A 14,004-nucleotide genomic window follows, 5' to 3' on the forward strand; every position below is an offset into this window, starting at 1 on the left:
AAATCCGTCAGGTGACGTTCATGTGATGCTTTCAGCCTTCCTCGATCATCGGCGATTGCGGGGTTGGCGCGGTCTCCGGAAAGACGACATCCTCGTAAATGGCCTCCATGGGACAGCGAAAATCCACGGACGCCAGTTCCAATCGCCCTCCCTCGCCGAAGGGATAGAGCACCCACTGTCCAGCGTCATTGCGTCGGAAAACATCCACCGCCATGCGCTCGGGTTCGATCAGAACATATTCCCGGAGCGAGGGCAGTTCCCGATAATGGGCGAATTTGGCGCCACGATCATAGGCGGCGGTGGACTCCGACAGCACCTCGACGATCAGGGTCGGGTTGCGCTTCATCAGCGGCTCGCCCGCGTCGCCGGGGTTGCAGGTCACAAAAACATCCGGATAAAAGAAGCTGTCGGCGGTGTCCACCCGCACCTTCATGTCCGAGATATAGACGCGGCAGGGGCTGCCACGGACATGGGCGCGGAGCATTGAGAACAGGTTTCCCGCGACCGTCACATGCGATTCACTGGCACCGGCCATGGCGAACACCTGGCCAGCGATGTACTCATGTTTGATGGGAGTGCGTTGCTCGCCTTCCAGATAATCCTGGACGCTGATAGTCTGGCATGCGGCGGTATTCAGCATGGCGATTTCCTCGGCGAGCGGCGATCGATTTGATGTTTGAACATCACTGTATAAGCAGCGGTGTCCCGGAATCAATCCTCCGACAGTCTCCCCATCCCCGCCCGCACGCAGCGCAGGAGTCCGTAATCGTAACGCCCCTCGAAGGCATCGAAGACCGGCTTCAGCCCCATCATCGCGCCATCGGGCAGTTGGTCGAAGGCGAACTCGATACGTCGCCGGGTCTCCGCGTCCAGCGTGACCACGTCCTCGACCGCAAGCTCGCCTTCCTCGATACAGCGCGACAGATGGGTGTAAATGGTCGTGGATTTGAGGTTTCGGTGCAGGGCGATCGCCTCCGGATCCATCCCTTTGCGAAACAGCCCCAGCGTTTCCACGAGCGTGTCGCTCAGACCTCCCGACTCCAAAGACGGCGCGGAACGGGAGACGGATCGCGACGGCAGCGGCGGCAGCCCCGACGGACGGCCATGCCGCGCCGCGTGCTCGGACAACACCCGCAGAAACTCCGCGCCGAAGCGCTCCAGCTTGGCCTGTCCAACCCCCATGATTTGAGCGAGTTCGTCCCGCGTGCGCGGACGATAGGTCAGCATCTCGCGCAGCGTGGCGTCGGCGAAGATGACATAGGCCGGCACGTTCTGCGCCAGCGCCAGCAGGCGGCGCTGCTCGCGCAACGCCTGCCACAGCGCCGCCGCCTCCGGATCGGTCGGGGCCGCGGACACCGGGGTGCGCGACGAGGTACCGCTCTTGCGCTCGGGATCGCGACGCAGTCGGATGGCGCGCTCGCCGCGCAACAGCGGACGGCTCTGTTCGGTCAGCTTGAGCGCGCCATGGCCCTCCATGTCCACCGCGATCAGACCCGCCGCCACCAATTGCCGGTAGACCGAACGCCATTGATCGGCGCTCATGGGCTTGCCCTCGACCGCTTTGCCGATCCCGTAGGTGCTCACCCGGTCGTGTCCGAAACGGCGGATGCGTTCCAGGCTCTTGCCGAGCAGCACATCCACCAGATAGGCGCTGCCGAAGCGCTGGCCGGTGCGATAGATGCACGACAACGCCATCTGGGCCGCGAGCGTCCCGTCCCAGGTCTCCACCGGCTCCTGACAGGTATCGCAGTTGCCGCAAGGCTTGGGCAGGGTCTCGCCGAAATAATTGAGCATCACCTGACGCCGGCACTCGGTGGTCTCGCAATAGCCGAGCATACCGTCGAGCTTGTGCAGTTCGATGCGCTTGAACTGCTCGTCCGCGTCCGAATCCTCGATGATCCGGCGCAGCATCACCACGTCGCCGATCCCGTAGGTCATCCAGGCATCCGCCGGCTGACCGTCGCGCCCGGCGCGCCCGGTCTCCTGATAATAGGCTTCGAGACTTTTCGGCAGATCCAGATGGGCGACGAAACGCACGTCCGGCTTGTCGATGCCCATGCCGAAGGCGATGGTCGCCACCATCACGACGCCCTCCTCGCGCAGAAAGCGGGCCTGATGCGCGCGGCGCGTGTCGGCGGGCAGACCGGCGTGATAGGGCAGCGCCGGGAAGTCGTGATCCTGGAGAAAGGTCGCGGTCTCCTCGACCCGGCGGCGCGACAGACAGTAGACGATGCCCGCGTCCTCGGGGTGCTCGCGGCGCAGAAAGGCTAGCAGTTGCTGACGCGGATTGGCCTTCTCGACGATGCGGTAACGGATGTTCGGGCGGTCGAAGCTGGAAACGAACTGACGCGCCTGGCCCAGGCTCAGACGGGTGACGATCTCGTTGCGAGTCGGGGTGTCGGCGGTGGCGGTGAGCGCGATGCGCGGCACCTGCGGCCAACGCGTGTGCAGCCGGTCGAGCTGGATGTATTCGGGTCGGAAGTCGTGCCCCCATTGGGACACGCAATGCGCCTCGTCGATCGCGAAGAGCGCGACCGGGATGCGGTCGAGCAGATCCTCGAAGCGTTCGGTCAGAAGGCGTTCCGGGGCGACATAGAGCAGATCCAGCGAGCCCGCCTGCAACGCCTGCTCGACCGCACGCGCCTTATCGGGGGTGAGCGAGGAGTTCAGAAAGGCCGCCCGCACGCCAAGCTGCGTCAACGCGTCCACCTGATCCTGCATCAGCGCGATCAGCGGCGACACGACGATCCCGGTCCCCGGACGCAACAGCGCCGGGATCTGATAGCAGAGCGACTTGCCCCCGCCGGTCGGCATCAGCACCAGCGCATCGCCGCCATCGATCACCAGATCGATGATCTCGGCCTGAGCGCCGCGAAAGCGATCAAAACCGAAGACCCGGTTCAGGATGCGCAGCGGCGTTTCGTCCATCCGAGCGTTCGTCATCGTTGCGGCCACAGTGGCTCGGTCCGCGCTCCCAGGACGGCGTTCCCAAGAGGATTCGATGCACGGCCCGGCAGGCCAAATGGCATCAATGGTCCTCGCCTCACCAGCAGGGCGCCGCGACGCTCGACATCGCGCCGAAGGCGTCCCAGGGAGTCGGCATCGGCATGCCGCCCCAGGGGCCGCCCGACTTGACGCGAATCGCATACTCGGCCCATTGCAGCGGACGCGGCAGATAACCGACCTGGGCGGCAATCGCATGCAGTTCGGTGACAAAAGCGATGTCGCACGCGGTTTCGGAACCCGGCGCGCCCGTACAAAGATCATGACGCATGCAGGCGGCGTCGAAGGCATCGACGGGCGGCGGAAAGCCGTGACTTGGATGGCCGACGCCGCACCAGTTGCCATAGAGCGGCATACATTTAAAGGCGGCGGCATCGGTGGCGAGGATGGCCAGCAGCGCGCCGGCCAGACAGGTCGGAATCCTTGAGCGGGTCATGGAACCTCCTCAGAGGGTGTAGACAAAAATAATTGAGCTGCTATTTGTATACCAGTCTACAACTGAGCTGGTGTGCGCTGATGTCGAAAGCTGGTCGTCCCCCCAAGATTCACGAGGCGGAGCAAGCGGTATTGCGTCAAATTGTCACGGATCGCCCGACCTCCACGCTGTCAGAGATTGCCCGGGAACTCGCGGCACGGACGGGAATCGAGGCTCATGAAGCAACGATTCGCAAGTCCTTGCGGGAGGCGGGCGTCACGCGCCTCCGGGGCGAGAGTGGTCTCGAGGCGCAAGCGCGCGCAACGCCGCGTCGGTATGGGTATACGGATGCGCATCGTCGCCACGACCCCGACCAAAGCTACCCAAGTTGTCTGACCGATGCGGAGTGGGACTTGGTCGCCGCTCTCTTTGAGATGCCGGGCGGGCGGGGTCAACCGCCCCGCGTGTCGCGCCGGAGCATCCTGGAGGCGTGTTGCTACGTGGTGCGCACGGGGTGCGCGTGGCGGATGCTGCCGCACGATTTCGCGCCTTGGCAGAATGTCTACAAGACGTTTCGCCGTTGGAGTGCGGCTGGGAAGTTTGAGCAGATGCATGATCGACTGCGGGGGCAATGGCGCGAACGCGAGGGGCGTGAGATCGCGCCGACGGCGGCGGTGCTGGATGCGCAATCGACCCGCGGCTCGCCGCAGGGTGGACCGAGCGGCTTTGATGCGGGCAAGCAGGTCAAGGGGCGCAAGCGCAGCCTGGTGGTCGATACTTTGGGGTTCGTGTTGGCGGTGAGCGTGGTCGCGGCCAATCTTCAGGACCGCGATGCCGCCTCGGGCGCCGTCGCTGACGCGGCCGCCAAGTACCCCCAGATCAACACGCTGTTTGTCGATAGCGCCTACGCCGGTCAATTTGCCCAAACCACCGAGCAGACCCACGCGATCCGCGTGGAAGTCGTGCGCCATCCAGCCAACAAAAGCGTTGGCTCCTGGCACGTGGACGGGGCGCCTGACCGAGTGGTGATCGCCAACGCCGACGGCTTCGTTCCGCTGCCGAAGCGCTGGGTTGTCGAGCGCACCCATGCGTGGAATGAGCGTGCCCGTCGATTGATCATGCATCATGACCGTCTGCCAGCGGTCTCCGAAACCTGGGTTTGGCTGGCGGAGGCGCGCATCCTGCTGCGGCGGTTGACCACAACGGTTTGATTTTGTCTACACCCTCTCAGGTCGCAATGTAAAGGCAGGATGTTTCAATCCGCGCCCGGTCTGGCCGGGCGACACTGCACGGAAGAGGTTACCCCCTCTCCCGTGCGCATTATCCCCCTGAAGGTCGAGGTTTCAACCGGAGGATTGCGATGAAAAGCAGGATGAAACGAGCTGTCTGGATAGTATCCGATTGCACCGGATGTTCGCTCGTTTTCAAAATCTAGTTGGCGCTCTTCAGTCCACATTCGGACCCATGGCGCACATCCAAACCGACCAGCCGTAGCACCCGGTTTCTTCGTCGCGGCCGTGGATGATTTCAGCGAGGAAATCGAACTGTTCCGGGTCTTCTTTCCGGAGTATCGCGAGACGCCGGTCGTGGGCATCCTCGCAAGCTTGTGGATCGATGAAAGCGTATTGAACCATGCCATCAAGACCGGATTTCTCGCACTGGCAACGGGCAATCAGCTCATGGAAGTGATGAATCCGCCTGGACTCGTGCCGAAGCGGCGGTGAACTTGCGATCGTTCGTGGCGATCCTGAAGCCGTTCGTGTCGATCCTGAAGCCGTTCGTGGCGATCCTGAAGCCGTTCGTGGTGAGGCTCTCGAACCACGAATGGCTTCACGCTCCGAGTCCGAGGCTTTCCCCTTCGCCCCTTCGACAAACCTGTCCTGAGCGAAGTCGAAGGGAGCCGAATGGCTAAAGACTCGGGACGAGTGGGAAACCCTTCACTGTTTGCATGATTCGCCTGGTTTTTCGCTCCATCGGGCAATCCTGAGAATTGCTGGCGATGCACGTCACTCAGGGCCATATGGCCCTCGGCGTGATAGAATCACGCGGTTCAAACACGCATAACGTTGTCCCTGTCCGGGGGCCGCGCGGTACGCTTACAGTCGGTTTATCACGCCCATGCCAGATTTCGCCAGAGAAGTCATACCCATCAATCTTGAGGACGAGATGCGCAAGTCCTATCTCGATTACGCCATGAGCGTGATCGTGGGGCGGGCGCTGCCGGATGTCCGCGACGGTCTCAAGCCCGTGCATCGACGGGTGCTGTTCTCCATGAGCGAGCAGGGCAACGTCTGGAACCGCGCCTATCGCAAGTCCGCCCGCGTGGTCGGCGATGTCATGGGTAAATATCACCCGCATGGCGACTCGGCCATCTACGACACCATGGTCCGCATGGCCCAGCGTTTTTCGCTGCGCTATCTGCTGGTCGATGGCCAAGGGAATTTCGGCTCAGTCGATGGCGATCCACCAGCGGCCATGCGTTACACGGAAGTGCGCATGATGCGCCTCGCCGATGCGCTGCTGGACGATCTGGACAAGGAAACCGTCGAGTTCATTCCGAACTACGACAACACCGAGCACGAACCCACGGTGTTGCCCGCGCGCTTTCCGAATCTGCTGGTCAACGGATCGTCCGGGATCGCGGTCGGCATGGCGACCAATATCCCGCCGCATAACCTGCGCGAGGTCATCGATGCCTGCCTGGCGATCATCGAGAACCCGCTGATCACCATCGAGGAGATCATGGAGATCGTGCCGGGGCCGGATTTCCCGACGGCGGCGCTCATCAATGGGGTACGCGGTATCCGCGAAGCCTATCGCACCGGGCGCGGGCGTTGCGTGATGCGCGCCCGCACCATCACCGAGGCGCAGAAGCGTAGCGGACGCGAGGCGATCGTCGTCACCGAGATTCCCTATCAGGTCAACAAGGCACGCCTGCTGGAACGCATCGCCGAGTTGGTCAAGGAAAAAAAGATCGACGGCATCGCGCAGGACGGGTTGCGCGACGAGTCCGACAAGGACGGCATGCGGATCGTCATCGAACTCAAGCGCGATGCCCATGCCGAGGTGCTGCTGAACAATCTGTATCAGCACACCCAGATGCAGCAGGTGTTCGGCATCAACATGGTCGCGCTGGTGGACGGTCAGCCGCTGACGCTCAATCTCAAGCAGATCCTGGAGTATTTCCTACGCCATCGCCGGGACGTGGTGACGCGCCGCATCCTGTTCGAACTGCGCAAGGCGCGCAATCGGGCACATGTCCTGGAAGGCTATGCGATCGCGCTGGCGAACATCGACGAGGTGATCGCCACCATCAAGGCGTCGGCGAGTCCGGGCGATGCGCGCGAGCGTCTGATGACGCGGGCCTGGGCGCTCGGTGCCGTCACCGGGATGCTGGCGCGCGCGGGGGCCGATCAGACCCGCCCGGAGGATCTCGAACGCGAGTTCGGTCTGACCGATGCGGGCTATCGGTTGAGCGAGCGTCAGGCCAAGGCGATCCTGGATCTGCAGTTGCATCGTCTCACCGGTCTGGAGCAGGAGAAAATTCTCAAGGAGTTCGAGGAAATTCTGGACCGAATCGCCGCGCTGCTGCTGATCCTGTCGGATCCGGATCGTCTGATGGAGGTGATTCGCGAGGAACTCGTCGCCATCCGCGAACAGTTCGGCGACGCCCGGCGCACCGAGATCCAGGTCGACCATACGGACCTAACCCTGGAAGATCTCATCACTCCCGAGGACGTGGTGGTGACGCTCTCGCATCAGGGCTATGTCAAGGCCCAGCCGATCAGCGATTATCAGGCCCAGCGGCGCGGCGGCAAGGGCAAGAGCGCGACCTCGTTCCGCGAGGAGGATTTCATCGATCGGATCTTCGTCGCCAACTCGCTCGATACCGTGCTCTGTTTTTCCAGCCGCGGCCGGGTCTATTGGCTCAAGGTCTACGAACTGCCCCATTCCGGGCGGGGCGCGCGCGGTCGCCCCATGGTCAACCTGCTGCCGCTGGAACCGGGCGAACGCATCAATGCGCTCCTGCCGATCCGCGAGTATGAGGAAGGGCTGTTCGTGTTCATGGCGACCAGCGCCGGGACGGTGAAAAAGACCCCGCTCACGGACTTCTCGCGACCGCTGTCGCGCGGCATCATCGCCATCGATCTGCGCGAGGACGAGGTGCTGGTCGGGGTTGTCATCACCGACGGCAAGCGGGATCTGATGCTCTTTACGTCCAACGGCAAGGCGGTGCGTTTCTCCGAGGACCATGTGCGCGTCATGGGACGCACCGCGCACGGCGTGCGCGGCGTCCGCCTGCAGGACGGTCAGCGCGTCATTTCGCTGCTGGTGCCGGAGCCCGGAACCGTGCTCAGCGTGACCGAAAACGGCTATGGCAAACGCACGCGGGTCGAGGATTTCCCGACCAAGGGGCGCGGCACTCAGGGCGTGATCGGCATCAGCACCTCCGAGCGCAACGGCGCCCAGGTCGGCGCGGTGCTGGTGCGTCCCGGCGACGAGATCATGCTGATCACCGAGGGCGGTACCCTGATCCGGACCACCGTCGATCAGATTCCGGTCGTCGGTCGGAGCGCACAGGGCGTTAAACTCATCAACCTGGGCGACGGCGAGCGTCTGGTCTATGTCGAGCGAATCGTGGCCCTGGAGAGCGACGGAGAGAATGGCGAGACCGAAGATCCGCTTCAGAATCGCGCACCGGAAGACGATCCCATTGAAAACGGCGAACCGGATCCGGAAGGCGACAGCGATTCGGAAACCGACGCGGACGATTAGGCGGTTTGCGCCAAAAGATTTAATTTCAGGTAAAAACTTGACTGATTTTCCGTTCGTCCTGAATCCCGAGCGGAGCCGAAGGGTCGAAAATAGAATGAACAACTGCAATTCGCATGAGGAAGGTCAATATGGCTCGCGTCTTTAATTTCAGCGCCGGTCCGGCGATGCTGCCTGAGTCGGTGCTCTGCCAAGCCCAGGATGAAATGCTCGACTGGCAGGGCAGCGGCATGTGCGTGGCCGAGATGAGCCACCGCGGCAAGGAATACATGTCCATCGCCGCCCAGGCCGAGTCGGATCTGCGCGAGCTGTTGAAGGTTCCGGCCAACTATAAGGTGCTGTTCCTGCAGGGCGGCGCCTCCAGCCAGTTCGCGGCGGTCCCGATGAATCTGCTGCGCGGCGGCGGCGCGGCCGATTATCTGAACACCGGCTCCTGGTCCAAGAAGGCGATCTCGGAGGCGCGGCGTTACTGCACCGTCAACGTCGCCGCGAGCACCGAGGACAGCAAATTCACCCGCGCGCCGTCCCAGGACGAACTCAAGCTCGCCGATGGCGCGGCCTATGTCCACTACACCCCGAACGAGACCATCGAGGGCGTCGAATTCCCCTACGTGCCTGAGACTGCCGGCATTCCGCTGGTGGCCGATATGTCCTCGACCCTGCTGTCGCGTCCGATCGATGTCTCGCGCTTCGGGTTGATCTACGCGGGCGCGCAGAAGAACATCGGCCCGGCCGGACTGACCATCGTCATCGTGCGCGAGGATCTGCTCGGTCAGCCGATCGCGGGCACGCCGACCATGTTCGACTACAAGATCCACGCCGACAACGATTCCATGTACAACACCCCGGCCACCTATGCCTGGTATCTGGCCGGGCTGGTGTTCAAATGGCTGAAAGACCTAGGCGGTCTCGACGCGATGGCCGTGATCAACGCGCGCAAGGCCAAGCTGCTCTATGACACCATCGATGCGTCCAGTTTCTACGCCAATCCGGTCCAGCCGGACTCGCGTTCCTGGATGAACGTGCCCTTCACGCTGGCCAGTTCCGACCTGGACGAGACGTTCCTCAAGGAAGCCAAGGCGGCGAATCTGACCACGCTCAAGGGCCATCGCTCAGTCGGCGGCATGCGCGCCAGTATCTACAATGCGATGCCGGAGGAAGGCGTTCAGGCGCTGGTCGCCTTCATGCAGGAATTCGAGCGCAGGCACGCCTAATGTTCAAAATCCAAACGCTGAATAACATCTCCGTGGCCGGGTTGGAGCGCCTGCCGCGCGACCGCTACGAAGTCGCCTCCGAGATCGCCCATCCGGACGCCATCCTGGTGCGTTCGGCCAAGATGCACGACATGGAGATCCCCGTCACCGTCAAAGCCATCGGTCGCGCCGGCGCCGGCACCAACAATGTGCCGGTGGCGGCCATGACGGCACGCGGCGTGGCGGTCTTCAACGCCCCCGGCGCCAACGCCAACGCCGTCAAGGAGTTGGTGATCGCGGGCATGCTGATCGCGGCCCGCAACATCGCGCAAGCCTGGCAGTTCGCGCGCGGGCTCGAAGGCGACGATGCGGCCATCAATCAGGCGGTCGAGTCCGGCAAGAAACAATTCGGCGGCTTCGAGCTTCCCGGTCGCACGCTCGGCGTGGTCGGACTCGGCGCCATCGGCGTCAAGGTCGCCAACGCCGCGCGCGCCCTGGGGATGAAGGTCGTCGGCTACGATCCGACCATCACCGTCCATCGTGCCTGGCAGCTTGCCAGCGATGTCCAGCCGGCCCTGAGCATCGACGATCTGCTCTCGCGCTCGGACTTCGTCACCTTCCATGTGCCGCTCACCGACGAGACCCGGCACATGATCAACGCCGAGCGCATCCGCACCCTGCCCAAGGGCGCGGTGCTGCTGAACTTCTCCCGCGAGGGCATCCTCGACGACGCCGCCGTGGTTGCCGCGCTGGATCAGGGTCATCTCTACGCCTATTGCTGCGATTTTCCGAGCAACCTGCTGAAGAACCATCCGCGCGTCGTGACCCTGCCGCATCTGGGCGCCTCCACCCGCGAGGCCGAGGACAATTGCGCCATCATGGTCGCCGATCAGATCCGCGAGTATCTGGAAAACGGCAACGTGACCAATTCGGTCAACTTCCCGGAGATCTGTCTGCCGCTCAATGGCGGTCCGCGGCTGGCCATCGTCAACAGCAATGTGCCGAACATGGTCGGTCAGATTTCCACCGATCTTGCCAATGCCGGGCTGAACATTCTCGACATGCTCAACCGCTCGCGCGGCGACGTGGCGGTGACGCTCATCGATATCGATAAGCCTTGTCCCGAGGACACGCTGGCCCAGCTTCGATCCATCTCGGGCGTGCTTTCGGTTCGTCATCTCGGCGGCTGAACGGGGTTCTTGCGTCATGGCGACAGACAGCAGCGACGGACTTGACGGGGTGCGCAACCGGATCGATGCCATCGATCAGGAGTTGTTGCGGCTGATCAGCGAGCGCGCCCGCTACGCCCAGCAGGTCGCGCATCTCAAGACCGAGTCCAACGGCCAACAGGTGCAGTTTTATCGACCGGAGCGCGAGGTCGCGGTGCTGCGCCGCATCAAGGACGCCAATCCGGGGCCGCTGGACAGCGAGGAGGTTGCCCGCCTGTTCCGCGAGATCATGTCCGCCTGTCTGGCGCTGGAGCGCCCACTCAACGCCGCCTTTCTGGGACCGGAAGGCACCTTCACCCAGGCCGCAGCCATCAAGCACTTCGGCCATTCGGTCGTGACCCGCGCCATGGCGACCATCGACGAGATCTTTCGCGAGGTCGAATCCGGGGCCTGCGATTTCGGCGTGGTGCCGGTGGAGAACTCGACCGAGGGCGTGGTTAGTCATACCCTGGATCTGTTCATGAGTTCGCCGCTGCGGATCACCGGCGAGGTGACGCTGCGGATTCATCACCATCTGATGAGTCATGAGGCGGATCCGAGCGCGATTCGCGTGCTTTACTCCCATCAGCAATCGCTGGCCCAGTGCCGCGGCTGGCTCGACCGCTACCTGCCTCACGCCGAGCGGATTGCCGTCGGCAGCAACGCCGACGCCGCGCGCACCGCGGCGAGCGAGCCGGGATCGGCGGCGGTCGCCGGTTTGCAGGCGGCCGAGATCTACGGCCTGACGGTGCTCGCCGAACGGATCGAGGACGATCCCGGCAACACCACCCGCTTTCTGGTCATCGGCAAAGCGGATTCGCCGCCGAGCGGTCAGGACAAGACCAGTCTGCTGCTCTCCTGCCGCAACCAGGCGGGCGGTCTGCACGCCTTGCTGATGCCGCTGGCCGCGCACGGGATCAGCATGACCCGGATCGAATCGCGCCCCTCGCGCCGGGGCATCTGGGATTATGTCTTTTTTATCGATATCCTCGGTCATCGCCAGGATCTGGCGGTCACCGCCGCCCTGGAGCATCTGGAGAAGGACGCGCCGCTGTTCAAGATCCTTGGCTCTTATCCGGTGGCCGTGTTGTAATCCGGGAGCAGTGGTCAGCGGTCAGCGGTCAGCGGTCAGCGGTCAGCGGTCAGTGAAGTGTCCATCAACTATTTCCCGACTTGATCGGTACTGTCCGGCAGCCATCGGGACGTCGAAAATGGACAGTTTCTTAATAACGATCTCACGCGGAGGCGCGGAGTGCGCGGACATAAAGAATGATGAATGATTGGGACGGCATCCAAGGGGTATCCCGATGGCAATCTCTCGGCGTGAGCCGTGAGACATCTTCCGACTCTCCGCGTGCTCCGCGTCTCCGCGTGAAACTTTTTTTACTCGTTACTAACACTCTTTCGATGCCTTATGAGCCAAGCTGACAACCCCTTTCTGGCGCTTGCCGCCCCCTGGATCGCCGGGCTCACGCCCTATGTGCCGGGCAAGCCGATCTCGGAACTGGAACGCGAACTCGGGATCCGCGACTCGGTGAAACTGGCCTCGAACGAAAACCCGCTCGGACCCGGACCCAAGGCACGGGCGGCCATCGCGGCCATGCTGGATGAGATCGGCCGCTATCCCGATGGCGGCGGTTTCGAACTGCGCCGCGCGCTGGCCGATTTCCACAACGTTTCGCCGGCATCCATCACGCTCGGCAACGGCTCCAATGACGTGCTGGATCTGGTGGCGCGCACCTTTCTGCAGCCCGGCGTCGAGTCGCTGTTTTCCGAATTCGCCTTCGCTGTTTATCCGATCGCGACCCAGGCCGTCGGTGCCACCGCGCGGGTTGCCAAGGCACGCGATTATGGTCATGACCTTAACGCCATGGCCTCGCTGGTCACCGACCAGACCCGCGTCGTCTGGATCGCCAACCCCAACAATCCGACCGGAACCTGGCTGTCCGCACAGGCGCTCAAATCCTTTCTCGGCGCACTGCCGAAAACCTGTGTGGTGGTGATCGATGAAGCCTACACCGAATATGTGTCCGAGCCGGATTTCCCGGACACCACCCATTGGATCGAAAGCTGCCCGAACCTGATCGTCACCCGCACCTTCGCCAAGGCCCATGGTCTGGCCGCGCTGCGGATCGGTTATGGCATCAGCGATCCGCGCGTGGCGGATCTGCTGAATCGGGTCCGCCAGCCCTTCAACGTCAACGCCATGGCCCAGGCCGCCGCCGCCGCCGCCATCGCCGACCGCGAGCATGTGCGCGCCTCGGTGGAACTGAACCGCGCCGGCATGCGTCAGTTGACCGAGGCGTTCGTCCGGCTAGGACTCGACTACATCCCCTCGGTCGGCAATTTCGTCACCCTGAACCTCGGACGCCCCGCCGGTCCGATCAACGACGCCCTGCTGCATCGTGGCGTCATCGTGCGCCCCGTCGGCAACTATGGTCTGCCCAATCATCTGCGGATCAGCGTGGGTCTGGAGCAGGAAAACGCGCGCTTCATCGATGCCCTGGAAGACGTGCTCGCGGCATGATCGAGCGGCTCGCGATCATCGGGGTCGGGCTGATCGGCGGCTCGCTGGCCCGTGCCCTACGCGCCGCCGGCGCGGTGCGCGAGGTCGTCGGCTGCGGCCGCGCCCTGCCGAATCTTGAAAAGGCGCGCGCATTCGGCGTCATCGACCGTTTCACCCAGGATCCCGCCGAGGCCGTGCGGAATGCCGACCTGGTCTTTGTCGCCGTGCCGCTCGGGGCCATGCGCGGCGTCTTCGACGCGATTCGTGAGCATCTCCAGCCGGAGACCGTGATCACCGATGGGGGCAGCGTCAAAGGCAGCGTGGTCCTGGACGCCAGCGCGGCCTTCGGCGCACTGCCGCCGCGTCTAGTGCCGGGTCATCCCATCGCCGGGACCGAGCATAGCGGGGTCGAGGCATCCTTCGCCGAACTCTATCGGAATCGTCGTGTCATTCTGACCCCCCTGCCCGACACGGATCCCGACGCGCTCGCGCGCGTACAGACCATGTGGGAAACCTGCGGCGCCGAGGTGACCCTCATGTCGGTGGCGCACCATGACGAAGTGCTCGCCGCCACCAGCCATCTCCCCCACATGCTCGCCTTCGGACTGGTCGACGCGCTGGCGCGCATGCGCGAGAACGACGAGATTTTCCGCTATGCCGCTGGCGGCTTCCGCGACTTCACTCGCATCGCCTCCAGCAACCCGGTCATGTGGCGCGACATCTGCCTCGCCAACCGCGAGGCATTAAGCGCCATGCTCGCGCGCTTCGGCGTGGAGATGACGGACCTCGCCGAGAGCATCCGCCGCGCCGACGGCGATCATCTGCTGGAGATCTTCGCGCGCGCCAAGGCTGCGCGCGACCGCTCGATCGAGCAGTCTCACTAAGCAACTGTCCATTTTCGACGTC

General features: G+C 63.5%; 11 protein-coding genes. 8 read left to right on the forward strand and 3 right to left on the reverse strand.

Annotation, left to right across the window (positions count from 1 at the left end; all coding sequences use genetic code 11):
• Positions 1–31: 31 nt before the first annotated feature.
• The 3 genes from THIVI_RS10205 to THIVI_RS10215 all read right to left on the reverse strand — a co-directional run bounded on the left by THIVI_RS10205 (position 32) and on the right by THIVI_RS10215 (position 3,439).
• Positions 32–640 carry a Uma2 family endonuclease gene (locus THIVI_RS10205; RefSeq protein WP_014778519.1) on the reverse strand — a complete coding sequence of 203 codons (609 nt, stop codon included), beginning with the start codon at positions 638–640 and terminating at the stop codon, positions 32–34.
• A 71-nt stretch (positions 641–711) separates the two neighbouring features.
• A complete protein-coding gene (recQ, locus tag THIVI_RS10210) occupies positions 712–2,928 on the reverse strand; it encodes a DNA helicase RecQ (RefSeq protein ID WP_041446938.1) in 2,217 nt (738 codons plus the stop codon).
• Positions 2,929–3,043: 115 nt separating this feature from the next.
• The gene (locus THIVI_RS10215; protein ID WP_014778521.1) at positions 3,044–3,439 is read right to left on the reverse strand and encodes a phospholipase A2 family protein; all 396 of its coding nucleotides are present in this window, start codon (positions 3,437–3,439) and stop codon (positions 3,044–3,046) included.
• Between the two features lie 80 nt (positions 3,440–3,519).
• Here THIVI_RS10215 and THIVI_RS10220 point away from each other — a divergent pair, with 80 nt between their 5' ends.
• The 8 genes from THIVI_RS10220 to THIVI_RS10255 all read left to right on the forward strand — a co-directional run bounded on the left by THIVI_RS10220 (position 3,520) and on the right by THIVI_RS10255 (position 13,982).
• Entirely contained in the window at positions 3,520–4,629 is a 1,110-nt protein-coding gene (locus tag THIVI_RS10220) for an IS5 family transposase (protein WP_041447215.1), read from the forward strand.
• Positions 4,630–4,935: 306 nt separating this feature from the next.
• Positions 4,936–5,142, forward strand: a complete 207-nt coding sequence (locus THIVI_RS10225; RefSeq protein ID WP_041446939.1) for a hypothetical protein — start codon at positions 4,936–4,938, stop codon at positions 5,140–5,142.
• A 394-nt stretch (positions 5,143–5,536) separates the two neighbouring features.
• Positions 5,537–8,194, forward strand: a complete 2,658-nt coding sequence (gene gyrA / locus THIVI_RS10230) for a DNA gyrase subunit A (protein WP_014778522.1) — start codon at positions 5,537–5,539, stop codon at positions 8,192–8,194.
• A 128-nt stretch (positions 8,195–8,322) separates the two neighbouring features.
• A complete protein-coding gene (gene serC / locus THIVI_RS10235; protein ID WP_014778523.1) occupies positions 8,323–9,405 on the forward strand; it encodes a 3-phosphoserine/phosphohydroxythreonine transaminase in 1,083 nt (360 codons plus the stop codon).
• Positions 9,405–10,574, forward strand: coding sequence for a phosphoglycerate dehydrogenase (locus THIVI_RS10240; RefSeq protein ID WP_014778524.1), 1,170 nt, complete (start codon positions 9,405–9,407; stop codon positions 10,572–10,574). The genes serC and THIVI_RS10240 overlap by 1 nt, the downstream gene beginning before the upstream one ends.
• Before the next feature lie 16 nt (positions 10,575–10,590).
• Complete coding sequence (gene pheA, locus THIVI_RS10245; protein ID WP_014778525.1) at positions 10,591–11,685, forward strand: prephenate dehydratase; 1,095 nt, start codon at positions 10,591–10,593, stop codon at positions 11,683–11,685.
• A gap of 321 nt (positions 11,686–12,006) precedes the next feature.
• A complete protein-coding gene (hisC, locus tag THIVI_RS10250) occupies positions 12,007–13,119 on the forward strand; it encodes a histidinol-phosphate transaminase (RefSeq protein ID WP_014778526.1) in 1,113 nt (370 codons plus the stop codon).
• A complete protein-coding gene (locus THIVI_RS10255) occupies positions 13,116–13,982 on the forward strand; it encodes a prephenate dehydrogenase (protein ID WP_014778527.1) in 867 nt (288 codons plus the stop codon). The genes hisC and THIVI_RS10255 overlap by 4 nt, the downstream gene beginning before the upstream one ends.
• The last annotated feature ends 22 nt before the right edge of the window (positions 13,983–14,004 follow it).

The sequence above is a fragment of the Thiocystis violascens DSM 198 genome (assembly GCF_000227745.2).
GTDB lineage: Bacteria > Pseudomonadota > Gammaproteobacteria > Chromatiales > Chromatiaceae > Chromatium > Chromatium violascens.